The organism is Bradyrhizobium sp. CCGUVB23 (assembly GCF_024199885.1).
Lineage (GTDB): Bacteria > Pseudomonadota > Alphaproteobacteria > Rhizobiales > Xanthobacteraceae > Bradyrhizobium.
In genome coordinates, this window is sequence record NZ_JANADQ010000001.1 from 6,832,732 (window position 1) to 6,855,598 (window position 22,867).

At 63.7% G+C, this 22,867-nt stretch carries 20 protein-coding genes; 7 read left to right on the plus strand and 13 right to left on the minus strand.

The window, feature by feature from the left end; all coding sequences use genetic code 11:
* Positions 1-14 precede the first annotated feature (14 nt).
* Positions 15-785: an amino acid ABC transporter ATP-binding protein gene (locus NLN62_RS31635; protein WP_305881682.1), complete on the plus strand. Its 771-nt coding sequence runs from the start codon at positions 15-17 to the stop codon at positions 783-785.
* A gap of 42 nt (positions 786-827) precedes the next feature.
* On the opposite strand, the gene NLN62_RS31640 is transcribed toward NLN62_RS31635, so the two are convergent.
* Genes NLN62_RS31640 through NLN62_RS31650 form a run of 3 tightly spaced genes read right to left on the minus strand, consistent with a single transcriptional unit; the run spans position 828 to position 3,200 of the window.
* Positions 828-1,634: a type VI secretion system-associated protein TagO gene (locus NLN62_RS31640; protein ID WP_027525781.1), complete on the minus strand. Its 807-nt coding sequence runs from the start codon at positions 1,632-1,634 to the stop codon at positions 828-830.
* A complete protein-coding gene (locus NLN62_RS31645) occupies positions 1,631-2,689 on the minus strand; it encodes a TAXI family TRAP transporter solute-binding subunit (RefSeq protein WP_027525780.1) in 1,059 nt (352 codons plus the stop codon). Before NLN62_RS31645 ends, NLN62_RS31640 begins: the two co-directional genes overlap by 4 nt.
* Before the next feature lie 25 nt (positions 2,690-2,714).
* Positions 2,715-3,200, minus strand: a complete 486-nt coding sequence (locus NLN62_RS31650) for a DsrE family protein (protein ID WP_035663760.1) — start codon at positions 3,198-3,200, stop codon at positions 2,715-2,717.
* A gap of 455 nt (positions 3,201-3,655) precedes the next feature.
* On the opposite strand from NLN62_RS31650, the gene NLN62_RS31655 reads away from it, so the two are divergent.
* From NLN62_RS31655 to NLN62_RS31675, 5 genes are all read left to right on the plus strand, one after another.
* Positions 3,656-4,507: a 3-hydroxybutyryl-CoA dehydrogenase gene (locus NLN62_RS31655; RefSeq protein WP_027525778.1), complete on the plus strand. Its 852-nt coding sequence runs from the start codon at positions 3,656-3,658 to the stop codon at positions 4,505-4,507.
* 189 nt (positions 4,508-4,696) lie between these two features.
* Complete coding sequence (gene ccoG / locus NLN62_RS31660; protein ID WP_371933052.1) at positions 4,697-6,151, plus strand: cytochrome c oxidase accessory protein CcoG; 1,455 nt, start codon at positions 4,697-4,699, stop codon at positions 6,149-6,151.
* A 121-nt stretch (positions 6,152-6,272) separates the two neighbouring features.
* Positions 6,273-6,668: a group III truncated hemoglobin gene (locus tag NLN62_RS31665; RefSeq protein ID WP_371260517.1), complete on the plus strand. Its 396-nt coding sequence runs from the start codon at positions 6,273-6,275 to the stop codon at positions 6,666-6,668.
* Between the two features lie 266 nt (positions 6,669-6,934).
* Positions 6,935-7,588, plus strand: a complete 654-nt coding sequence (locus NLN62_RS31670; protein ID WP_254111404.1) for a ubiquinol-cytochrome c reductase iron-sulfur subunit — start codon at positions 6,935-6,937, stop codon at positions 7,586-7,588.
* A 114-nt stretch (positions 7,589-7,702) separates the two neighbouring features.
* Positions 7,703-9,430, plus strand: coding sequence for a methanol/ethanol family PQQ-dependent dehydrogenase (locus NLN62_RS31675; RefSeq protein ID WP_254111406.1), 1,728 nt, complete (start codon positions 7,703-7,705; stop codon positions 9,428-9,430).
* A 101-nt stretch (positions 9,431-9,531) separates the two neighbouring features.
* Here the strand turns inward: NLN62_RS31675 and NLN62_RS31680 are convergent, their stop codons facing one another.
* The 6 genes from NLN62_RS31680 to xoxF5 form a co-directional block, all read right to left on the minus strand.
* Positions 9,532-11,847 carry a molybdopterin cofactor-binding domain-containing protein gene (locus tag NLN62_RS31680; RefSeq protein ID WP_254111408.1) on the minus strand — a complete coding sequence of 772 codons (2,316 nt, stop codon included), beginning with the start codon at positions 11,845-11,847 and terminating at the stop codon, positions 9,532-9,534.
* A 2-nt stretch (positions 11,848-11,849) separates the two neighbouring features.
* Complete coding sequence (locus NLN62_RS31685; RefSeq protein ID WP_027525772.1) at positions 11,850-12,302, minus strand: (2Fe-2S)-binding protein; 453 nt, start codon at positions 12,300-12,302, stop codon at positions 11,850-11,852.
* Between the two features lie 656 nt (positions 12,303-12,958).
* Positions 12,959-13,522, minus strand: coding sequence for an S-(hydroxymethyl)glutathione synthase (gfa, locus tag NLN62_RS31690; RefSeq protein WP_027525771.1), 564 nt, complete (start codon positions 13,520-13,522; stop codon positions 12,959-12,961).
* A 33-nt stretch (positions 13,523-13,555) separates the two neighbouring features.
* The gene (locus NLN62_RS31695) at positions 13,556-14,665 is read right to left on the minus strand and encodes an S-(hydroxymethyl)glutathione dehydrogenase/class III alcohol dehydrogenase (RefSeq protein WP_027525770.1); all 1,110 of its coding nucleotides are present in this window, start codon (positions 14,663-14,665) and stop codon (positions 13,556-13,558) included.
* A 64-nt stretch (positions 14,666-14,729) separates the two neighbouring features.
* Positions 14,730-15,218, minus strand: a complete 489-nt coding sequence (locus NLN62_RS31700; protein ID WP_027525769.1) for a c-type cytochrome, methanol metabolism-related — start codon at positions 15,216-15,218, stop codon at positions 14,730-14,732.
* Between the two features lie 113 nt (positions 15,219-15,331).
* Positions 15,332-17,134 carry a lanthanide-dependent methanol dehydrogenase XoxF5 gene (gene xoxF5 / locus NLN62_RS31705; RefSeq protein WP_027525768.1) on the minus strand — a complete coding sequence of 601 codons (1,803 nt, stop codon included), beginning with the start codon at positions 17,132-17,134 and terminating at the stop codon, positions 15,332-15,334.
* A gap of 500 nt (positions 17,135-17,634) precedes the next feature.
* Between xoxF5 and NLN62_RS31710 the strand changes: the two genes are divergently transcribed.
* Positions 17,635-18,603, plus strand: coding sequence for a helix-turn-helix domain-containing protein (locus NLN62_RS31710; RefSeq protein WP_254111410.1), 969 nt, complete (start codon positions 17,635-17,637; stop codon positions 18,601-18,603).
* Positions 18,604-18,611: 8 nt separating this feature from the next.
* Here the strand turns inward: NLN62_RS31710 and NLN62_RS31715 are convergent, their stop codons facing one another.
* From NLN62_RS31715 to NLN62_RS31730, 4 genes are all read right to left on the minus strand, one after another.
* Positions 18,612-19,649 (minus strand): FUSC family protein, encoded by a 1,038-nt coding sequence (locus NLN62_RS31715; RefSeq protein WP_254111411.1) that lies wholly within the window; start codon positions 19,647-19,649, stop codon positions 18,612-18,614.
* Between the two features lie 247 nt (positions 19,650-19,896).
* Positions 19,897-20,823, minus strand: coding sequence for an ABC transporter substrate-binding protein (locus NLN62_RS31720; RefSeq protein WP_254111412.1), 927 nt, complete (start codon positions 20,821-20,823; stop codon positions 19,897-19,899).
* Positions 20,820-21,176, minus strand: a complete 357-nt coding sequence (locus NLN62_RS31725) for a cytochrome c (protein WP_254111413.1) — start codon at positions 21,174-21,176, stop codon at positions 20,820-20,822. The genes NLN62_RS31720 and NLN62_RS31725 overlap by 4 nt, the downstream gene beginning before the upstream one ends.
* A 13-nt stretch (positions 21,177-21,189) precedes the next feature.
* Positions 21,190-22,854 carry a methanol/ethanol family PQQ-dependent dehydrogenase gene (locus NLN62_RS31730; protein WP_254111415.1) on the minus strand — a complete coding sequence of 555 codons (1,665 nt, stop codon included), beginning with the start codon at positions 22,852-22,854 and terminating at the stop codon, positions 21,190-21,192.
* Positions 22,855-22,867: the final 13 nt, after the last annotated feature.

The window sequence follows — 22,867 nt, forward strand, 5'->3', positions numbered from 1 at the left end:
AGAGGAACACGAAGATGCGACAGGAAGGCGCGGTGAACCCGAGCAATCATTCTTCTGCGATCGTCGTCGTGGAGAATCTGGTGAAGCGGTTCGGCGGCTTTACCGCGCTGAATGATGTCCATCTCACGGTCGCGAAGGGCGAGAAGATCGTTCTGTGCGGCCCCTCCGGCTCCGGCAAGTCGACCCTGATCCGCTGCATCAACCACATCGAGAAGCATGACGGCGGCCGGATCGTGGTCGACGGCGTGGAGCTGGTGAACCGCATGGCCGACATCAACAGCGTTCGCTGCGAGGTCGGCATGGTGTTCCAGAGCTTTAATCTGTTCCCGCACCTCTCGGTCGTCGAGAACTGCATGCTGGCGCCGATGAAGGTGCGAGGACTCTCGCGTCCCGAAGCGCACGAGCGTGCGATGGGCTTGCTCAGGAAGGTTCGCATTCACGGTCAGGCGGACAAATATCCCGCGCAGCTCTCGGGCGGCCAGCAGCAGCGCGTCGCCATCGCCCGCGCGCTGTGCATGCAGCCGAAGATTATGCTGTTCGACGAGCCGACCTCCGCGCTCGATCCCGAGATGGTCAAGGAGGTGCTGGACACGATGGTGCAGCTCGCAGGCGAAGGCATGACCATGGTGTGCGTGACCCACGAAATGGGCTTTGCGCGCGAGGTCGCCGACCGCGTCGTGTTCATGGACCAGGGCAGCATCGTCGAGGAGGGGGAGCCTGCGAGTTTCTTCAGCTCGCCTCGCACGGAGCGGGCGAAGGGCTTTCTCAACCAGATCATCCACTAGGCGAGAGCACGAATTCGCCCAAGGAGCACTGTCAACGAGCCGTCATCGCGCGCCTGATTGAGCCGCTGCATTCGGCCAGTGGCAGGTGCTTGCGAGCCTTGAGCGGACGGCATCGATGCCGGCGAGATCAAAGATCGAGCTGGTGTTGTGGCCCGCGCCGTCGGTCACGGAGATCGACGTTCGTCCTCCGCGGAGCGTGCGTACCGCTTCGGTTGCGTCCTCCGGCATGGAAGCCGTGCGGCCGTCGGTTGAGAGTGGCCAGCGCAGTCGCGCCGTCGTCGGTTCGTCGACGGAGATCGTGACCTCGACGACACCATCGCGCGATGCCCGCCACGCACCGTTGACACTGAGGGACATCTCGGTCCGCTGCTTGCGGCAGCGCAGGAGGAGAATCTCGGGGGCATTGGCCGCGACGGGAGGAAGCGCGTACAGCTTGGCGACGAGAAGCGGCGAGAAGTCGACCGGAGAGGTGGTCTCGCCCATCACCCAGCCCTTTCCGGCTTGCGCTTCTGTGGTCGCATTGTCGCGCCGGGGCGGTGTTTTTTCCGGCGCCGGCCGGGATCGCTCCCGCAGCGTCTGGGTAGAGAGTTCTGCGGGCTCATCATTCTGTGGCTTGCCTTTGCCCAGATGCGCGATCAGGTGGTCGACACACGCCTTCTCGGCGCTGTGCGCCTTCAGCCGGCATTCGAGACGCATGGTGGTGCTGCCACCTGGCTGGTCGCAAGCGGCTTCGGCCGCGCGCGTCAGGGCGAAGCAGTCCTCCAGGTTCCTGGTGGAGTCGGATGCTGGTTGAGCGCGAGCTTCCGCGAGCGCCAGGCTCGCGACGAGGACCACCGCCGCCCGTCTCACGGCGCCCCCGACCGGTTCGCCACTTGGCCATCTTTCCAGCTCTCCGCCGCCTTTAGGCGTTGCAGACCGGGGACGGTGGCGGCGGGATCGGCATCCTTCCACTTCGGGTCGAAGCCCGACGCGCGCAACTGGTCGAGCTTGCCGAACAGCTCGTTCACGAAGGCTGTGACGCTGTCGTAGCGTGGAGTGCCCGGATTCCAGTTATAGGCAACGAGGACCGTCGGTACCGCGATGGTTTCGACGTCCTTGCCCGCAGGCACCAGCGCGGGATAGTCCGCCGGGGTCAGCCGGGCCTGGACGTAGTAGTCGGAGAGTTTCGGGCCGTACGGCACCGGCAGGAACTTGAAGCCTTCGCCCCATTTGCGCTTCACGAAAGCATCCACCGGCTTGGAGGTGACGAACACGACGCCAGCCATCTCGCCCCGCAGCATCTGTTCCAGCGCGACCGGATGGGGCAGGAAGGTCTTCTCCACCTCGATGCCGAGACGGCTGAAGATGAGCGGACCGGAATAGGCGGCGGCGGTGCCTTGCGTGTTGAAGTTCACCTTCTTGCCGGCGAGCTCGGCGAGCGAGTTGATCTCGGGGCGCACGAAAACGTGCAGCTCGGACGGAAACAGGTTCATCACGTGCACGATACGCTTTCCGACCTCGGGGACCTGCGCGCGGTATTCGTCGAGCGAGTCGCTGTTGATGATCGCGATGTCGATTCCCTTGAGATAGAGCAGGTCGTTGACGTTCTCGGTCGGCCCGCGCGTGACGACCGGAAGCACGTGCACCTTCCCGCCCTCGTTGACGACGCGCGAGATTTCGGTGGCGAAACGGAGCGGCGCGCCTTCCAGCAGACCGGCGGCGAGCCCGACCGTGCCTGCATTGACGCGGTCTCTCATCTCCTGCTCTCCGCTTCGCGGCCGGCTCGCCTGCGCCGGGCGGGCTACGTGCGCGGCCACGCCCCGGGACCGCTGCGCGGTGCCGGCATCCTGAGCGGCAGCCGGAGGCGTGCGCAGTGACACGACGAGCAGCGGCAATATCAGCGCGAGCAGCAGTCTGCGCACCATCACGATCCTCCTGTCGCGTCCCCCTTCAGGGCCGCACGTAGCTCCACCCCTTCTCCTGCAGTTCCATCATGTGGACGACGCCCGACGGGACCATGGAAGCCTCGGGCACGAGCTCGAGCGGCTTGCCCTCCTTCTTCTCCATGCCCTCCCGGGTGACGCCACAGGCGGCAAAGCGCACCTTGCCCGGAAAGGCGAGGTCCTTCATGGCGTGGATGCGTTCGGCGACCGGCGTCGTGTCGGCACGCAGCATATGGAGTCCAGGACCGAAGGCGACGATCTCGACGTCGGCGTCTTCGCCCTTCTTGCGATAGTATTCGAGCACGTTGGTGGCGTTGTTGAGCGCCAGATTCATCACGCCAGGGTCGTTCTGGTCGACCTGGATCACCAGCCGGTGCGGCGCCGGCTTGGCCGCGCGCCCGCCGACCGACTGCTTCATGTTCATGGCGTGCGCGCTTGTCAGAGCAAATGTCGCGAGCAGGGCTGCGGCCATCTGGATTCGGGCGCTGCGCATAGGCTATCTCCCCTCTGCGTTTGGCGCTGCATCCGGGTAGAGGTCGCCTGACCTTTGCGCTCGGCCTCGTCCTGATGCTGCGCTCGGCTATGCACGCTCGGCCGCTTCTCCGTCGGACGCGTCCGGGCGACAGACCATGAACTCGCGTTGCGCCCGCCGACAGCCGTTACTTCATGCTAGTCCCAATGGATTAAGCGGAGAGGCCGCAGCTCAATGTCTCGTTGCCCGGGCCGCCCTCGGCACGTCTGAGGGCCGCACGAGGCGCGTAGCTTGGGCCAGCCAGGCCGCGAGAATGCCAGATTGCGCCATCCGCGACCGAAGAGGCGGCTTTATTCCCGCCATGGATGCTTTAAGGAAGAACCTATCAGGACCGGGCCGTCCGCCACAGGCGAGGTGTCCCTGGTTCAGGCAGAAGGGCGGTTTACATGCCCGAAAGATGAGAAGGATTTGAAGCAATGATCCAAACCGTTGGTATCATCGGGGCCGGCACCATGGGGAACGGCATCGCCCAGATCTGCGCCGCGGCCGGGCTTTCCGTCGTGATGGTCGATATCTCGGATGCGGCGGTGAGCCGCGGGATTGCGACCGTCGGCGGCAGCCTCGAGCGCCTGGTCAAGAAAGAGAAGATGTCGGCGGCCGATCGCGAGGCGACGCTCAAGCGCATCACCGGCACGACCGACCGTGCCAAGCTCGCCGACTGCGACCTCGTGATCGAGGCCGCCACCGAGAACGAGGAGCTCAAGGTCAAGATCCTCAAGGACCTCTGCGCGACGCTGTCGCCGCGCACGCTGATCGCCACCAACACCTCGTCGATATCGATCACCAAGCTCGCCGCCGCGACCGATCGCCCCGATCGCTTCATCGGCATGCATTTCTTCAACCCGGTGCCGGTGATGCAACTGCTGGAGCTGATCCGCGGCTTGCAGACCTCCGACGACACCCACGCGAAGGCGCTCGATTTCGCCCAGCGCGTCGGCAAGGTCGCGATCACGGCCAAGAACAGCCCGGGCTTCGCCGTCAACCGCATCCTCTGCCCGATGATCAACGAGGCGATCTTCGCGCTCCAGGAGGGGATCGCGACCGCCGAGGAAATCGACGCCGGCATGAAGCTCGGCTGCAACCACCCGATCGGGCCGCTGGCGCTTGCCGATCTCGTCGGGCTCGACACCATGCTGTCGGTGATGGAGGTCTTCTACAAAGGTTTCAACGACCCGAAATACCGTCCGGCGCCCTTGCTCAAGGAAATGGTCGATGCCGGCCATCTCGGCCGCAAGACCGGCCAGGGCTTCTACACCTACGGCGCCTGATGGAGCTTGAGACCGCGATCGCCGAAGCGGCTAACTCATTTCCGTAACTGGCGGCCGGCAGCTCGAACGACCGCCAGTTCCATTCTCGAAATCTGCACTTTCGTTCCGAAGTTTGTGCCCCGACAAAGAGGCGTGCCGCTATCCGCTTACCGTCGCCTTGCTCCAGCGAAATCGGGACTGCGGACCGCGATGACTGTCATTGAAATCGATCACTCTCGCACGCGCGCCAAAGCGGGTGCGGCCAGGGCGGACACGCGCAAGAGAGCCGCAATGGCAACATCGCGCGTGGTGCCGCAAGCCGTTTCAGGACGCATACGGCGGATCAAGTGGGCCATCCTCGTCCTGACGCTGTCGATCTATTACGTCACGCCGTTCCTGCGCTGGGACCGCGGGCCGAACGCGCCCGACCAGGCCGTGCTGCTCGACTTCGCGCATGGCCGGCTCTATGCGTTCTTCATCGAGATCTGGCCGCAGGACCTCTATCTCGTCACGGGTCTGCTGATCCTCGCCTCGGTCATCCTGATCCTCGCGAACGCGCTTGCAGGACGGGTGTGGTGCGGCTTTGCCTGTCCGCAAACGGTTTGGACCGACCTGTTCCTCCTGGTCGAACGCCTGATTGAAGGCGACCGGCGCGAGCGGCTGAAGGACATGAACACTCCGCTGACCGCCGCGCGGGCGCTCCGGATCGGCATCAAGCACAGCGCCTGGCTACTGATCTCACTGATGACGGGTGGGACGCTGATCTTCTATTTCACGGATGCGCCCGGCCTCGTTCGCGCGTTTGCCGGCGGTGACGTCTCCGCGACGGCTCTGACCTGGATCGCTGTCTTCACCGGGACCACCTACGGCCTTGCGGGATTCGCGCGCGAGCAGGTCTGCACCTTCATGTGCCCCTGGCCGCGGCTGCAGGGCGCGATCTGGGATCCGGAAGCCTTCACGGTCAATTATCGCGACTACCGGGGCGAGCAGCGCATGTCGGCCAAGAAGGCCACGGAACTTCGCGCGCGCGGCGAGGCAGCCGGCGACTGCGTCGATTGCGGCCTGTGCGTCAATGTCTGTCCGATCGGGATCGACATTCGCGAGGGGCCGAATTTCGCCTGCATCAATTGCGGGCTGTGTGTCGATGCCTGCGATAGCGTCATGACCAGGCTGGATCGCCCTCGCGGCCTGATCGATTATGAAAGCTGGCGCAATATCGAGCGCGGCCATCGCGGCGAGGCCCGCGTCTCACGCTTGCTGCGCCCGAAAACAATCGCGCTCACGGTCGTCAGCGTCGGATTGGCGGCCGGCCTGGTCGGATTGTTGGCAACCAAGGCGACGGGCGCTATAGCGGTGCTGCACGACCGCGATCCCCTGGCCGTGACCTTGTCCGACGGCTCGGTCAGAAATGCCTACACCGTCAAGCTTCTCAACAAGGCGAACGTCGCCCACCACTACACTTTGGCGATAAAAGGCATAGATGCCAGCCTGAGCATCGTCGGTCACGACGATGGAACTCCCATCACCGTCGAGCCTGACGGCTCGGAATCGCTACGGGTCACCCTGACCTCGGCGAGTCCGAAGGACGCCGATGTGGTTTTCACCGCCCGCGACGAAACGGGAGGGACGGTGCTGTCGACCTCCGACCGGTTCGTGGCGCGCTGAGGCGCCTGGAACAGGAGGACTTGGAACAACGCGAATGGATACTGAGAGCGAGATGCCTGACCGAATGACGATCGATCGCAAAGCGGCGGCGGAGCGGCGCAGCCTGCTGGCCCAGGACGTGATGGAGCGAACCGGGATCAACGAGGCGATGATCGGGGAACTCGTCACGAGGTTTTATGGCCGCGTGCGCGAGGACGCGTTGCTTGGTCCGGTGTTCGCCATCGTGAAGAACTGGGATGAGCATCTTTCCAAGCTGCGCGATTTCTGGTCGTCGGTGGTGCTGACCACCGGCCGTTATCACGGCCAGCCGATGCGGGCGCATCTTCCGCTCAGCCTGATCGGCGATCATTTCGATCGCTGGCTCGATCTGTTCGAGCAGACTGCGCGCGAGGTCTGCCCGCCGGCCGCAGCGGCTCTGTTCATCGACAAGGCACGCCGCATTGCCGACAGCTTTGAAATGGCGGCAGCGACGCAAAGCGGACGCATGTTCACGCCGCGTCACATGCTGCGCTCTTGAATGCGATATGCCTGCCTGACAAACGTGCAGACACCTTGAATTGAATCTGCAATGCGCCATGCGATGGCGCGTCGCACCAATTCCAACATGTTCGATCTGATCTGCAAAATGATCATGCCCCGTCGCGCATCTTGACGTTGCGATCGCAAAAACGCCGGTGAATGCGCACTTTCGCATTCAATCAAAGCGAGCATCATGCGAATGATGCACTGCGGCGCAAATTCTTCGCCTTCTTTTTGGCAGAGTCCCAGCGCCTGCTAGCGTACATGGCGCATTCAACGCACAGCACGTCATGTCCATCCTCCGACAACACAGCGGAATCTGATGCCTGCGTCTGCGCGGCGCAGACGCGACGAACGCTTTTGATCGGTGCAATCGCCACCACGGCCTGCTTTGCAGGTTCCGGACATGCCGCCGCGGGCGAGGATCCGCCCGGCGCCGACGAGCGGCCGCAGAAGGGCGATGTGCTGGTGTTCTCCGAAGGCGATCAGGAAGGCAAGCTCGTCACGATCGCCGACTTGCCGCTTGGTGGCCCGCCAGTGCACGCTTGGCCGAAGGATCCCAAGACATCAGTGGTGCGTAGCGCCTCGCGCCTCAACGAGATCCTGATCATCCGGCTCGATCCCGCCGAGCTCGACGATCAGACGCGCGCGCGTGCTCAGGATGGCATCGTCGCCTATTCGGCGATCTGCGCCCATGCCGGCTGTCCCGTCACCGCCTGGGTCAAGAGCGATGTCGGCGACAAGGAGGTGTTCAAGTGCATGTGCCACAACTCCGAATACGATCCGCGACAGGGCGCGCAGGTCGTGTTCGGGCCGGCGCCGCGACGGCTTGCAGCGTTGCCGCTGGCACTCACTGACGGCGCGCTCAGCGTCGCCGGCAATTTCATCGGAAAGGTAGGTGGCCAGCAGCCAGGGTGATCAGCCGCGGGTCGCACCCGCGCGCCAGAAGCGGTCGCGCCCGCAGGCGTGCGGGCGAGGAGACAAACAAACTTCAAGAATTCAAGCAGCAAGAATTCAAAAGGGGAAACGTCCATGACCAGAAAACAATGGTTGTTGTCCGGCTTCGTCGCCTTCACCTGCATCGTCTCGACCTCCGCGGGCGCCGGTCCGATCGAGAGTTACACGCCAGTCACCTCGCAGCGTCTGGAAAATCCGGAACCCGGCAACTGGATGCTGTATCGCCGCACTTATGATGGGCAGGGCTTTAGCCCGCTCGACCAGATCAACACCGGCAACGTCAAGGATCTCACACCGGTCTGGACCTTCGCCACCGGCGTGATCGAAGGCCATGAGGCGCCACCGATTGTCAACAACGGCGTGATGTTCGTGGCGACGCCGATGGGGCAGGTGATCGCGCTGAACGCCAAGACCGGCGACGAATACTGGCGCTACAAGCGGCAATTGCCGGACGACCTGTTCCAGCTCCATCCGACCAGCCGCGGCGTTGGTCTGTGGGAGGACAAGCTCTATCTCGCCACCACCGACGACCACGTTGTCGCGCTCGATGCCAAGACCGGCAAGGTGGTCTGGGATACGAAGGTGCAGGACTACAAGAAGGGCCAGTACATGACCCTGATGCCGCTCGTCGTCGACGGCAAGGTCATCGTCGGCGGCTCCGGCGGCGAGCTCGGCGTGCGCGGCTACGTCGCCGCCTTCGATGCCAAGGACGGCAAGGAGTTGTGGCGCACCTTCACCATTCCAGGCGAGGGCGAGCCCGGTCACGACACCTGGCAGGGCGACGACTGGAAGACCGGCGGCGGCTCGGCCTGGATGACCGGCACCTACGACAAGGACTTGAAGACGATCTACTGGGGCGTCGGCAACGCTGCACCATGGCCCGGCGACAGTCATCCAGGCGACAATCTCTACACCTCGTCGGTGATCGCGCTCGATCCTGCCAACGGCAAGATCAAGACCTATCACCAGTATCACCAGAATGACTCCTGGGACTGGGACGAGGTCGAAGCGCCGATGCTGGTCGATCTGCAACGCGACGGCCGCTCGATCAAGAGCCTGATCCATCCGGGACGTGATGCGATCTTCTGGGTGCTCGAGCGCACGCCGACCAAGATCAACTATGTCGCGGGCTGGCCGTTCGTCTCCACCGACGTCTGGAAAGGCATCGATGCCGAGAGCGGCCGGCCGATCGTCGATCCCGCGCATAAGCCCGTGATTGGCAAACGCGTCGAGTTCTGCCCGTCGTTGTGGGGCGGCAAGGACTGGCCTTCGGCGGCCTACAGCCAGAAGACCGGCCTCGTCTACGTTCCCGCCAACGAAAACTTCTGCGGCGGCTTCACTGGCGAGAAGGTGGCGCTCAAGCCCGGCGAGCTCTGGCTCGGCACCAAGCCGGAAGACATCGGCCTGAAGGCGAAGCCCGGTGCTGATCATTTCGGCGAGCTCCAGGCCTGGGATCCCGCGACCGGCAAGAAGGTGTGGCAGCACGACTTCCCGAAGTCGCAGCTGTTTGGCTCGGTGACGGCGACCGCAGGCGATCTCGTCTTCGCCGGCGGTACCAACGACCGCTATTTCCGCGCCTTCAACGCCAAGACCGGCGAGCAGCTATGGCAGCAGAAGACCAACTCCGGCATCATGGGCATGCCGATCTCCTACGAGGTCGATGGCACGCAATATGTCGCGATTCAGTCCGGCTGGGGCGTCGATGCGCAACGCATCCAGGATGCGCTCGCGACCAACAACATCGGCATCGAAGCCAACGTGCCGCAGGGCGGTGTGATCTGGGTCTTCGCGCTGAAGAAGTAGCTCGCTGAAGAAGTTCCTGGAGGCGGATCGAAGGAAGCGGCGCGGCCAGGGGGGAGTAGCAATGCGGCGGACGGTAACGTCCGCCGCATTTCTGCTTGTGCTCAGGCTTCCAACTGCTTGCCGATCGGAAGTGAGCGGATGCGCTTGCCGGTCGCGGCGAAGATCGCGTTGATCAGCGCCGGCGCGAATGGCGGCACGCCGGGCTCGCCGACGCCGCTCGGGGGCGTGTCGGGCCCCGGCGGCACGATATGGACGTTGGTCAGCAGCGGAGATTCGTCCATCCGGATCACCGGGAAATCGTCATAGTTCTTCTGCTGGACCTTGCCGTCCTTGAAGGTGATCTCGCCATATTTGGCGAGGCTCAGGCCCATGATCGCAGCGCCCTCGATCTGGGACTGGATGCGCTCGGGATTGACGAAGGTGCCGCAGTCGATCGCGGTGTCGACCCGCGGGATCGTCAGCTTGCCCTTATCGTCGACAGCCACTTCCACGATCGTCGCGATGTAGCTGACGAAGCTGCGATGCGCGGCGATGCCGAGCCCATGGCCCTTCGGCACCTGGCGGCCCCATTCGCCCTTGTCGGCCACCAGCTCGACCACCTTGCGCAGGCGCGCGGTGTCGATCGGGTAGCTGTCATAGGGCTCGCCATAGTTCCAGAGGTCCTTCACCGAAGTGAGCTTGACGATGCGGGGCGAACCGATCAGCTCGAGCAGCATGTCCTTCTGATCGCGGCCGATGGCCTGCGCGATCTCGCCGACCATCGACTGCACCGCGAAGGCGCGCGGGATGTTGGAGACCGAGCGGAACCAGCCGATCCTGGTATGGGCGGCCGCTTCCGGATTCTCGCAGGAGACGTTGGCGATCTCGAAGGGCATGTCGACGAGGCCCATGCCGAGCTCGAACGAGGCCTGATGCACGGTTCCCGCCGCAAACGTCGAGGCGATGCTGGGAGCGACGCTGCGGTGGCGCCAGGCGATCACCTTGCCGCTCTTGTCGAGACCCGCCTCGATGCGCTCGACCGAGACGGTGTGCAGGAAGCCGTTGTGGAGGTCGTCCTCCCGCGTCCACTGCAACTTCACGGGCGCGCCGAGCTCCTTGGAGAGCAGGGCGGCTTCGAGCGCATAGTCGCATTTCGACTTGCGGCCAAAGCCGCCACCGAGCAGCGTTACGTTCACGGTGACGTTCTGCTCGGGGATGCCGAGCGTCTTGGCGACGTCCTCGCGGGTGCCACCCGGACTCTGCACCGGCGCCCAGATCTCAGCCTTGTCGCCCTTGACGTCGGCAACCGCCACCGGCGGCTCCATGCTGACATGGGCGAGGTGAGGGACGTAGTACTCGCCGACGATCACCTTGTCGGCGCTCTTGAGCGCGGCATCCGCATCGCCCTCCTTGCGCACGACGAGACCGGGCTTGCGTGCAGCTTCCTCGAGCTCCTTGCGGTAGGCGACCGACTCGTACTTGCCGTTCGGCCCGTCGTCCCAGACGATCTTCAGCGCATCGCGTCCCTTGATCGCCGCGCCCGTGTTGCGGGCGATCACGGCCACGCCGCCGAGCGGCTGGAATTTCGAGGGCCACGGCCAGCCGCGCACCTCCATCACCTTCTCGACGCCCGAGACCTTCATTGCGTCGGCCGGGTCGAACGAGACCAGCTTGCCACCGGTCACCGGCGGGCGCGCGATGACGGCGTATTTCATACCGGGCAGCCGCACGTCGGCGCCGTAGCCTGCCTTCCCCGTGGTGATGTCGTGGAGGTCGACGATGCCGATCTGGCCCTTGGTGAGATAACGGAAATCCTTGGGGTCCTTCAGCTTGAGGCTGTCGACGCTGGGCAAGGATTCCTTGGCCGCGTCGGCGGCGAGCTCGCCGAAGCCGAGCTTGCGTCCGCTGGCGCCGTGAACGACCTCGTGATTGACCGCCTTCACCTCCGTCGCCGGCACGCCCCAGCGCTTGGCTGCGGCCTGCTCCAGCATGATGCGCGCCGAGGCGCCGATCTGGCGCATCGGGATCAGATAGTGCCGCGTGCTGCGGGAGCCGTCGGTGTCCTGGTTGCCGTACATGACCTCGTCGCCATGCGCCTGCTGGACCTTGACCCTCGACCAGTTGGCTTCCATCTCCTCGGCGACGATCAGCGGCAGGCTGGTGCGCACGCCGGTACCCATCTCGGAGCGGTGCGCGACGATGGTGACGATGCCGTCGGGAGCGACCGCGACGAACACGCGCGGATCGACCACGACGCCGTGCGGCATCTTCCCGGCGCCGGTCTCATAGGCGAAGGCCTGGCGCGACATCACGGGCGCGGCGAGCACGAAGCCGCCGGTGACGCCCAGTCCCTTCAGGATGCTGCGGCGGGAAACCTTCTCGATTCTGACGTGCTTCTCGAAGCCGCGAAGCTTCTTTGGGTTGTCGATGAAATTCATGATCACACCCCCGTCGATGCGAGATGGACGGCGTTCTCGATGCGCTGGTAGCAGCCGCAGCGGCAGATGTTGCCCGCCATCGCCTGGCGGATCTGGTCATGCGACGGCTTTGCATTGTCCATCAGCAGCGCCGCGGCCTGCATGATCTGGCCAGCCTGGCAGAAGCCGCATTGGGGAACGTTGACCTGGCGCCACGCTTTCTGCACGGGATGATCGCCGTTCGGATGCAGGCCCTCGATGGTCGTGACCTCGCGGCCCGCGACGTCATTGACCGAAGTGATGCAGGCGCGCACCGCTTCCTTGTCGACGATGACGGTGCAGGCCCCACACAGCGCCTGGCCGCAGCCGAATTTGGTGCCGGTCAGCCCGACCTCGTCGCGGAGAAACCAGAGCAGCGGAAGATCCGGGTCGCCATCCCAGCTTTGTTCCTGGCCGTTGATTTTTATCTTGATCATGATCGTTTCTCGCTCTTCTTAAGCCAATGATCCGATGCGCGTGATTGGTGTGGCGGCGCCCGCATCCCCTGCTTCCGCAAGCCCAGGCAACTCCCGGGGCGGAGGGGATGACGACGGGCGATGTCTGGAATGTGCTCGATACCTCCCGGTTGATTCTTGTTTGATGATTTCCGCGCGGCATCGTGACGAGCGTGATGCTAGCAGAAACCGGACACCGCGGGCATCACAGCCGCTTGTGTTCGCGACCAGATTGCATCCCTGATTTGTCAAAAGCTGGGCGCGACCCGTCGCTCGCCCGTTGCGCGGTGCGGCAGAGCATCATTGCGACCGACATAAAAAAGCTTCGTCCGGCGGGACTGCGCGGACGAAGCAGGAGACCTCAGTCGAGGGAGGGAGAACGCAGTGACGCGAGCTTTGCGAGCTGGCGACTCTGCGGAGTGAGTACAACTCTCGATGCTGAGGGAACCGGCCGCCTCACAAGCGAATGAGGCGGCAATGCTGGCCATCCGGTTTGCGCCCAATCCTGGAGGACCCGACCGGCTCGCTGGGTTCAGACCAGCGAGCCGAGAGGAAGCGGCAAGGTTGAACGCGTTGCCTCAGGCTGCCACTAAGCAGCCTCGTACCTACGCGGCCTTTTACTTAAGCAGCCTTGGTACTTAAGCAGCCCTGGCCTTCGCGACATGGGTCGCGATCGCGTCCATCAGCGCCGGCGACAGGCAGTCATAGGGCTCGAGCCCGATTTCCTTCAGCCGCGAACGGATGCCGGCCATCTGCTCCGGCTTCACGCCCGATTCGATCACCGAGGAGACGAAGGCGGCAAATTGCGGCGCCTGCGAGCCCTGCTCCTGGAACAGCTCGGGATGAATGAAGTCGAGGCCGTAGAACGGGTGGCCCTTGTTCTCGATGCGGCCGTACATGTGCGTGCCGCAGGCCTTGCAGGCGCAGCGCTGGATCACCGCCGACGGATCGACGATCTGCAGCTTGTCGCCGTTCTCGAGCACGGTGACGTTCTGGCGCGGCACCACGGCGACGACGGAGAACGTCGCGCCCTGCGGCTTCCAGCACTTGGTGCAGCCGCAGGCGTGGTTGTGCGCCACGTCGCCCTTGATGCCGACCTTGACCGGGTGATCCTTGCATTTGCAGACCAGCGTGCCGCCGGCAAAGCTGCCACTGCCCTGTTTGAGGCCATTGTCGATCGAGGGATGGAGAGCAACAGTCATGGGACGATCCTCCTTTTGGGTGATGGTTCTGTTTTAGTAGACGACGACCGAACGGATCGACTTGCCCTCGTGCATCAGGTCGAAGCCCTTGTTGATGTCTTCGAGCTTCAGCACGTGGGTGATCATTGGATCGATCTGGATCTTTCCGTTCATGTACCAGTCGACGATCTTGGGCACGTCGGTGCGGCCGCGTGCGCCGCCGAACGCGGTACCTCTCCAGTTGCGCCCGGTGACGAGCTGGAACGGGCGGGTGGCGATCTCCTTGCCGGCCTCCGCGACGCCGATGATGATCGATGTTCCCCAGCCACGATGACAGCATTCCAGGGCCTGGCGCATCACCGTGGTGTTGCCGGTACAGTCGAAGGTGTAGTCGGCGCCGCCATCGGTCAGCGTCACCAGATGCTGGACGATGTCGCCGGTCACTTTCTTCGGGTTGACGAAGTCTGTCATGCCGAACTTGCGGCCCCAATCCTCCTTGGAGTCGTTGATGTCGACGCCGATGATCTTGTCGGCGCCGGCCATCTTGGCGCCCTGGATCACGTTGAGACCGATGCCGCCGAGGCCGAACACCACGACGTTGGAGCCCGGCGTGACCTTGGCGGTGTTGACGACGGCGCCGACGCCGGTCGTGACGCCGCAGCCGATGTAGCAGCTCTTGTCGAAGGGGGCATCCTCGCGAATCTTGGCGACTGCGATTTCCGGCAGCACCGTGAAGTTCGAGAAGGTCGAGCAGCCCATGTAGTGATAGATCGGCTTGCCCTTGTAGGAGAAGCGGCTGGTGCCGTCGGGCATCACGCCCTTGCCCTGCGTCGCGCGGATCGCGGTGCAGAGGTTGGTCTTCCCGCTCAGGCAGCTTTTGCACTGCCGGCATTCGGGCGTGTAGAGCGGGATGACGTGATCGCCAGGCTTCACCGAGCTGACGCCTGCGCCGATCTCGCGGATGATGCCGGCGCCCTCGTGGCCGAGGATCGAGGGGAAGATTCCTTCGCTATCGAAACCGTCGAGCGTGTAGGCGTCGGTGTGGCAAATTCCGGTCGCCTTGATCTCGACCAGAACTTCGCCGGTCTTCGGTCCTTCCAGATCGACCTCGACGATCTCAAGCGGTTTTTTCGCTTCGAAAGCGACCGCGGCACGTGTCTTCATCGTAAGCTCCTCAAATTCTCTCCTGGAGACGCCGAGAAGTCGTCTCAGCCGAGCTCCAAACCGTTCATTTCCTGCCCATGCAGGAATCTTCGGCCTTGGTGTAGGCCTCAGTCTTGTCCTCGTGCTTGCCCGGCCGCGCGCGGCCCCAGGCTTCGTTGGAACGGGCGCGCAGATAGACGTAGAGATCGTCCATGTAGCAAGCGACGTTCGGATTGTCGCCGAAGGCCGGCATCACGTTCTCCTGCGCGGTCGAGACATTCTTCCGGCCTGAGGCGACGACGCCGAGGAAGTCGGCGTAGCTCATGGTCTTCAGGGAGTCCTTCAACGCCGGAGCGTAGGTCGATCCCATTCCATCCGGGCCGTGACAGACGTGGCAGTCCGAGTGATAGCGGCGGTATCCGGAATAGGTGTACCAGTCCACGGATCCCTCAGTGATCTTGTAGGTCGGGTTTCCTTCCTTATCGAGCCACTCACCATTCTCGTTTTGCTTGACCGCGGCCGGGTCGCCCGAGCCGTCCGCGAGTGCAATTCCTCCGGACGCGACGATGATCATCGCAGCTATGACAGAGCAGATTCTACGCAAGAGATTTTTTCCTCGACAGCGCGCGGTGGAGACGAGCCGGCGCGTGGAGTTGATCCACGCGCCGGGACGATACGAGGTTGAGCCTAGTTCGGCAGCGAGAACACGGTCAGCGTGCCGCCGAGCGCCGTGTAGTTCGACAGTGCCGCGTAGCCGCCGACTGCGCCGAGACCGGCGGTCGGATCGGTCAGGCCTGCCGCCAGACCGATGCCGGCCCAGCCACCCACGCCGGAGAGCACTGCGACGTACTGCTTGCCGCCGTTCTCATAGGTCGTGACGTTGCCGATGATGCCGGAAGGAGTCTTGAACTTGTAGAGCTCCTTGCCGGTCTTGGCGTCGACCGCCTTCAGGTAGCCTTCGAGCGTGCCGTAGAACACCACGCCGCCGCCGGTTGCGAGCGCACCCGACCAGACCGAGAACTGCTCCTTGTTGGACCACACGATCTTGCCGGTCTTGCCGTCCCAGGCGATGAAGTTGCCCATGTTGGTCTCGCCCTGCGGCGGATACATCGAGAGCGTCGCACCCACATAGGGCTGGCCCGCGGTGTAGCTGACCTTGAACGGTTCGTAGTCCATGCAGACGTGGTTGGTCGGAACGTAGAACAGCTGCGTGTCCGGCGAGTAGGCTGCCGGCTGCTCGTCCTTGGTGCCGAGCGCGGCCGGGCAGATGCCCTTGGTGTTGTGGTCCTCTCCGCCCTTCTCCGTGGAGGCAGCATCGAGAACCTTCGGACGGCCATAGGTCGGCGAGTTCTTGTCCATATCGACGCCGGAGGTCCAGTTCACCTTCGGATCGTACTTCTCGGCGACCAGCAGCTCGCCCGTTTCACGGTCCAGGGTGTAGCCGAGACCGTTGCGGTCGAAGTGGGTGAGCAGCTTGCGCGCCTGGCCGTTGATCTGCTGATCCGAGAGGATCATCTCGTTGACGCCGTCATAGTCCCACTCGTCGTGGGGCGTCATCTGGTAGACCCACTTGGCCACGCCAGTGTCGGGATTGCGGGCCCAGATCGTCATCGACCACTTGTTGTCGCCCGGACGCTGCTTCGGGTTCCAGGTCGAGGGGTTGCCGGAGCCGTAGTAGATGAGGTTCAGAGCAGGATCATAGGAGATCCATCCCCAGGTGGCGCCGCCGCCGATCTTCCACTGATCGCCTTGCCAGGTCTTGAGGCTGGAGTCCTTGCCGACCGGCTTGCCCAGAGCCGTGGTCTTGTCGTCGACCAGGATCTGGTCATCCGGCCCTTCCGAGTACCCACGCCAGACCTGCTTGCCGGTCTTGATGTCGTAGGCCGTCATGTGGGCCTGCACGCCGAACTCACCACCGGAAATGCCGACCAGCACCTTGTCCTTGATGACCATCGGCGCCGAGGTTCCGGTCTCGCCCTTGGTGGGATCGCCGTTCTTTGCAGTCCAGGCAACTTGGCCGGTCTTGGAATCGAGCGCGACGAGCGTGGTGTCGGCTTGATGAAGGAAGATCTTGCCGTCGCCGTAGGCCAAGCCGCGGTTAACCGTGTCGCAGCACATCACAGGGATGACGTTCGGATCCTGCTTCGGCTCGTACTTCCAGATGATCTTGTTCTCGTTGGAAAGGTCAAGGGCGTAGACCTTGTTCGGGAACGGCGTGTGGACGTACATCACGTTTCCGATGATGAGCGGTCCGCCTTCGTGGCCGCGCAGCACGCCGGTCGAGAAGGTCCATGCGACCTGCAGCTTGCCGACGTTCTGTGCGTTGATCTGATTGAGTTTGGAATAGCGGGAGTTGGCGTAGTCACCCGTAGGCATCACCCAGTCTTTGGGGTTTTGCGACATCTTGATCAGCTCGTCATTGGCTGAAGCGCTGCCGGCGGCCAGAGCCGCGGCAGAGCCAAGAAACGTCGCCAGTAGCACCTTGCGCATAGTCATTCCTCCTAGGTCTCGTTTATTGTTTCCGAAGCATTGCGTACCGCTGGGCACTGAGGTCCAGCGTCTGCTCGTGCAGGGCGGTCACGATTGGGACCAGAAACGATGCTGTGCTGTTTCCTCCTCCTGGTAATGAGCCACGAGTCCGCTTGCAGTACGGCCCGTTTCTTGTTGTTCCTGGCACAATCCGTAACCGGTTCGTAAACGGGAAACTTGCCCAAGAGAGAAGGGCATTTGCTTGACAGCGCAAAGGGGCCAACTTTTTGATTTTGCAGTAGCGAATTCAGCATCTTCTGCGCTGCCCGGCCGCGGGGACTCGACTCAGGTTCCCCTTGACGGCGCTGCAACTAAGGCGGAGGATTGAACACAAGGATGGCAGACGGAGCACTGGCGCTTGCTCCAAAGACCGCCCTAATTTGAGGTAAACGTCGCTTCATCGTGACAGGGGGCCTCTGGCGGCACCCATCACGATTTGAATCAAATCAGTGGCTGGGATCATGTCCGACACAATACACACACTCAGCACGACCGGACTTACGCCGAAGAGGCAGATCCAGAGCTGGGTCGACGGACTGACAAGTCTCTGCGGGCATTTCGACGTCGATCCGCTTGAAGCGACCGCGCTCGAAGGGCGCATCGACTACACCACGGTATCTCGGCTGAAACTCTGCCAGATCGAGGTGAGCCAGCATCGCATCGCGCACACGCATGCCCGCGCAAAGGCCAATGAACACCCCTACATCAAGATCCATTTCCAGACCTACGGCGTCTCGTATTTCGAGCAGGAAGGCCGCCACATCGAGCTGATGCCCGGCGACATCATCGCCTATGACGTGTCCTGTCCGCACTCGATCATCAGCCCCGCTTTCACGCGGCATGACGTGGTGATCGTGCCGAAGGCTCTGCTGCGCGATCGCGGCTTCCCGTCCCAGCGGATGCCGGCATGCAAGCTGTCGGCGCGCACCGGCACGGGGCGAATCGCCCACGACTTCGTCCACGCCACCTTCGACGAGGCCACAAAGCTCTCGGCGAACAGCGCGGTCGGCGTCGCCGATTCGCTGATCGACCTCCTGTTGCTGCCGCTGCGCGAGGCCGACACGATGTTCGATCGGGTCGGGCCCGAGGCGATGTATGTGCGTGCCCAATTTTTCATCCGCGAGCACCTGCGTGACCCGGATCTGTGCATCGACCAGATTTCCGCCGAGCTCGGCTGCTCCAAGCGCTATCTGCACATGCTGTTCAGCGAGCGCGGCACGACGGTGAGCGACTACATCTGGCAGGCGCGCCTTCAGAACTGCCGCCAGGAGCTCGAGGCCCACGCCGGCAAGACCATCACCGACGTCGCCTTCTCCTGGGGCTTCTCCAGTTCGTCACATTTCAGCCGCGTGTTCCGGAAGTACTTTGGCGTCGTGCCGTCGTCGATCCACAAGGCGCAGCAGAGTGCCGTGGCTTCCGAAGAGCATTAGGCGCGGCCTCACGACGAAGCCTGCGACGGCCCGCCGCCCTTCTGCCTGACGCGCCGCCAGACAATCTCGGTCAGACCGACCGCAATGAGCCCGAACGTGCCGCCCGTGATCACGTTGACCACGCGCTCCTCGGCAATTCCGCTTGCCCCGCCCGCGAACGACGCTGCAAGGGCGATGAAGAAGCAGCGCAAGCCGAAGCCCACGACATAGCGGGAGAATGCGATCAGCGTGAGCGTCGCGCCGAGAACAGCGAGCGCATAGCCGGCGCGACTCTCGGGCAGCGCGACGCCTGCGAGCAGGCCGAGCGGGACGCCGACGAATGCCCCGATGGCGCGCTGTTTCAGCTTCCCGGTGGACGCCGCGAGATCGCCGACGACGACGCTTGCGGCCGACCACATCACCCATTGTCCCTGGGCCAGATGTAACGCCTCGACCAGGGCCGCCGCCGCAAAGACGGCCATCGCCGTTGCCGCCGCCGGTAGAAACCATTCGGCCGCGGCAGGTCCGTAAGAGGGTGGGGCGTGGTCGGGATGGCGCCGCAGGTCATGGATCTGGACGCCGCAGACGAGGGCGAGGGCAATCGGGGACGACGCCACGATCACGGCGGCATGATGCAGGGCCTCGGACGCGCTCACCCCCTCGCGCACCTCGCAGGCGAGATAGACCGCCGGGATGAAGACCCAGTTGCCCAGCGTCCGCAAGGCGTTTCCATGGCGCGTCACGGCCACGGCAAGGAAGCCGGCCAGCGCCGTCAGCGCCACGAACAGCGGCTTGACGGGGGCGGCGAGGAAAAGGGTGATGAAGGTGACGACGATGGCGAGGTAGTGCAGCGCGACTGCCCGCGGAGCGAGGTGCAGTTTCAGCGCGGGGATGAGCAGGGAAACCGCGACCAGTCCCAAATTCAGCAGCGCCGCCTCACGGAAGAGGAAATAGGCCGCCACGAGCGGGCCGACGACAATTAGCGCTCTGACGAGCTCGCTGGCCTTGATCTCCCGGAAGAGGACATCGCGCAGGCTTGCAGCGGGCGGGCTGGTCGGCGAACTCACGATTGCACCGGATCGTCGAGGGGACCCCAATGCTTAGCACGGAAATGGCCGCGGTGCCTTTGGCGCGGGGCAGCGCGGGGCGCATGCGAGCGTCGTGCTGCGCTCTTGCTGTCATCGGCCGGCTTGACCGGGCGATCCGGTATTCCAGAGGCGGTGAATGATATGGAGAAGCCGCGGCATACTGGAGCCCCGGTCAAGCCGGGGCATGACAGCGGAGAACGAGGCGCCGCCGTCGCAATGATATGCCTCACCGCTGGATGATCTGCTTCCAGACATCGCCGAGGATTGCGGGCTCGCGCGGCGGCAGGTAGGTGAGCCCGGCCTGCTTGCCGAACTCGGCTATCTTGCCTTCTGCCATGAGGTCGGTGAGCGCCTTGTTCACGGCGGCGATCAGGGCGGGATCGCTGGCAAGCCCGATATAACCGCGATTGGCGCCGATCGGATAATAATAGCCGGACGCCGTGATCGTCGTGTCGGGGTGGGCGGCGCGGTGAGCGTCGAAGCGGGCGAGATCGAGCAGTGTCGCATCATAGTCGCCGCGGTCGAGCGCGCCCAGGAGGTCGTCGCGGCCGGGAACGAGATGCGTGATGCCGTCGATCAGCCGCCCCTTGTCGAAGGTCATCAAGATGGCGTCGCCCAGCGATCCGCTTTCGATCACCAGGCGGAGACCTGCGAGATCGCCGATTTCGCTGATCTTGCGATCGCGCGCCTTCGGACCGAGTACGACCGTCATGGGCGAATAGATGTAAGGCTGGCTCGGCGCGAGCACGCCGAGCGCGACGCGGCGCCTGCGGTCGTCGCGGGTGGCGCCGTCGAAATCCGGAAGCCTTGCGGTCTTGATGCCGGGCACGACGAGGGAATCGCGGGTCAGCGCGTAGCTGCCAACCAATGCACAGCGCCCGTCCGACAGCAGCGCGTTGGCCTCGAGTTGCGGGCTCGAATCCTCATCCAGCTTGCTTTCGAACCACTGGATCTGGAGCGGACGGTCGAGCCGCTGCGCGATCGCCTGCGCCAGCGTCACGTCGAAGCCGGCGCCCGGCTTGCCGCGGTGATGCACGGACAAAGGCGGCCGGTCCTCGTCGAGGCATATTCGCAAGGGATCAGCCGCATAAGCGACCGTCGCGAGAGCCACAAACATCGCGGCAAGACCAAACGCCCCAAGTCGACAGCTCATGGCCGTCTCCGGCTCGAAATGTAGGCCCAGAGGTCGGTGATCTCGTCCTCGCTGAGGATGTCGCCCCATGGCGGCATCTTGTTGTTCTTGCCGTTCTTCACCGTCGTGACGAACCGCATCTTGTCGTCGGGGAAGGCGCGCAGGTCCGGCGTGATGGTGCCGGAGTTCATCATGCCGGGACCGTGGCAATGCGAGCATTTTTCGGCATAGGTCGCCTTGCCGTGGTCGAGCTGCGCCTGAACGGGATTGCCATTCGGTTCATCCGCGGCGCGGGCGGTTGCCAGAGACGCAACCGCCAGCCCCGCGACGACGGCGAATGTCGCCGCCGTCCTGATCAAAGTGTCTTTCAGCACATCGAACCCGTGGTTATTGCTTGATCGCGAAAACCCACAGGGAGCCGCCGGGCGGCACCTTGGCGAGCCGCTCGTCGCCGGAGAACAGCGAGTAGACGCCGCCATAGCCGCTTGCCACCGCGACATACTGCACGCCGTCCTGCTGCCAGGTCACCGGCTGTCCCTCGATGCCGGAGCCGGTCTGGAACTGCCAGAGCTTCTTGCCGGTGTCGGCGTCGAAGGCTTCGAACTCACCGGTCAGCGCGCCCGAGAACACGACGCCGCCCGCGGTCGACAAGACGCCCGAGAAGCGCGGGATGTCGCTCGCCGCTTCCCACTTCGACTTGCCGGTCAGGGGATCGATCGCCTTGAGGTGGCCGCGCGGTCCGTCGCCGAATTCCCAGGGATCGGTGAGGTCCATGCCGAGATACCATTCACCCTGCTTGAAGGTGACGGGCTCGGCCTTGTACTTGCCTCCGAAGTTGAGCGTGTTGGCATAGGCAAGGCCGGTCTGCGGATTGAACGACATCGGCTCCCAGTTCTTGCCGCCGAGGATCGACGGATAGACCGTGACCTTCTTGCCCTCGCGCGCGTCCTTGGCAACATCGGTCTCGATCGGCCTGCCGGTCTTCATGTCGACGCCGGTGGCCCAGTTGACCTTCACGTATGGATTGGCCGCAAGCAGCTTGCCGTTGGTGCGGTCAAGCACGTAGAAGAAGCCGTTGCGGTTGGCGTCCATCAACACCTTGGTCGGCTTGCCCTCGACGTTCATGTCTGCGAGCACCATTTCGGCGACCGAGTCATAGTCGAATGGATTGTTCGGCGAGAACTGGTAGTGCCACTTGATCTTGCCGGTCTTGGGATCCATCGCCAGCACCGAGCAGGTGTATAGGTTGTCGCCCGGACGCACCGCCGAGTTGAACGGGCCCGGATTGCCGATGCCCCAATAGACCGTGTTCAGCTCCGGATCGTAGGAGCCGGTGATCCACGTCGAGCCGCCACCGAGCTTCCAGGTGTCGCCCTTCCAGGTGTCGCCGCCCGGCTCATCCGGCGAGGGGATCGAATGGGTACGCCAGAGGTGCTTGCCCGTTGCGGGATCCCAGCCGTCGATGAAGCCGCGGGTGCCGAACTCGGCGCCGGAGATGCCGGTGATGACGACGCCGTCGGCGACCAGCGGGGCCACCGTCATCGAATAGCCTTCCTTGATGTCGGCGGCCTTTTCGCGCCACAGCTCCTTGCCGGTCTTGGCGTCGAGCGCGATCACATTGGCGTCGAGCGTGGTGCGGAAAACCTTGCCGTCGTACAGCGCGGCGCCGCGGTTGATGATGCCGCAGCAGACGATACGCGGCGTTTCGGCGGGGTACTCGACCTTTGTCTTCCAGATCTGCTTGCCGGTCTTGGAGTCGACCGCCATGGTGGCGTTGTGCGAGGTCACGTAGATCACGCCCTGGTACACCAGCGGCTGCGATTCCTCGCTGCGATCGTCATTGAAGCTGTAGTTCCAGACTGGGACGAGGTTCTTGATGGTGTCCTTGTTGATCTGATTCAGCGTCGAGAAACGCTGAAGATTGTAGCCCATCCCGTAGTTGAGAACATTCGATGTGTCTGACGCGCCCTTGTTGAGTTGTTCTGTGGTCTGGGCATTCACACCCGTCGACGCAAGCATGACGAGGCTCGCGGCCATCGCAAAGCGTTTCATCCGTTCCTCCCAA

Excerpts from the sequence above, each read along its gene's own strand:
- NLN62_RS31670 (WP_254111404.1), top strand. The coding sequence starts at position 6,935 with ATGGCGCATTCAACGCACAGCACGTCATGTCCATCCTCCGACAACACA.
- NLN62_RS31645 (WP_027525780.1), bottom strand. The coding sequence starts at position 2,689 with ATGGTGCGCAGACTGCTGCTCGCGCTGATATTGCCGCTGCTCGTCGTG.
- NLN62_RS31685 (WP_027525772.1), bottom strand. The coding sequence starts at position 12,302 with ATGATCAAGATAAAAATCAACGGCCAGGAACAAAGCTGGGATGGCGAC.
- NLN62_RS31700 (WP_027525769.1), bottom strand. The coding sequence starts at position 15,218 with ATGATCATCGTCGCGTCCGGAGGAATTGCACTCGCGGACGGCTCGGGC.
- ccoG (WP_371933052.1), top strand. The coding sequence starts at position 4,697 with ATGACTGTCATTGAAATCGATCACTCTCGCACGCGCGCCAAAGCGGGT.
- xoxF5 (WP_027525768.1), bottom strand. The coding sequence starts at position 17,134 with ATGCGCAAGGTGCTACTGGCGACGTTTCTTGGCTCTGCCGCGGCTCTG.
- NLN62_RS31710 (WP_254111410.1), top strand. The coding sequence starts at position 17,635 with ATGTCCGACACAATACACACACTCAGCACGACCGGACTTACGCCGAAG.
- NLN62_RS31635 (WP_305881682.1), top strand. The coding sequence starts at position 15 with ATGCGACAGGAAGGCGCGGTGAACCCGAGCAATCATTCTTCTGCGATC.
- NLN62_RS31730 (WP_254111415.1), bottom strand. The coding sequence starts at position 22,854 with ATGAAACGCTTTGCGATGGCCGCGAGCCTCGTCATGCTTGCGTCGACG.
- NLN62_RS31695 (WP_027525770.1), bottom strand. The coding sequence starts at position 14,665 with ATGAAGACACGTGCCGCGGTCGCTTTCGAAGCGAAAAAACCGCTTGAG.
- NLN62_RS31675 (WP_254111406.1), top strand. The coding sequence starts at position 7,703 with ATGACCAGAAAACAATGGTTGTTGTCCGGCTTCGTCGCCTTCACCTGC.
- gfa (WP_027525771.1), bottom strand. The coding sequence starts at position 13,522 with ATGACTGTTGCTCTCCATCCCTCGATCGACAATGGCCTCAAACAGGGC.
- NLN62_RS31665 (WP_371260517.1), top strand. The coding sequence starts at position 6,273 with ATGGAGCGAACCGGGATCAACGAGGCGATGATCGGGGAACTCGTCACG.
- NLN62_RS31650 (WP_035663760.1), bottom strand. The coding sequence starts at position 3,200 with ATGCGCAGCGCCCGAATCCAGATGGCCGCAGCCCTGCTCGCGACATTT.
- NLN62_RS31720 (WP_254111412.1), bottom strand. The coding sequence starts at position 20,823 with ATGAGCTGTCGACTTGGGGCGTTTGGTCTTGCCGCGATGTTTGTGGCT.
- NLN62_RS31680 (WP_254111408.1), bottom strand. The coding sequence starts at position 11,847 with ATGAATTTCATCGACAACCCAAAGAAGCTTCGCGGCTTCGAGAAGCAC.
- NLN62_RS31655 (WP_027525778.1), top strand. The coding sequence starts at position 3,656 with ATGATCCAAACCGTTGGTATCATCGGGGCCGGCACCATGGGGAACGGC.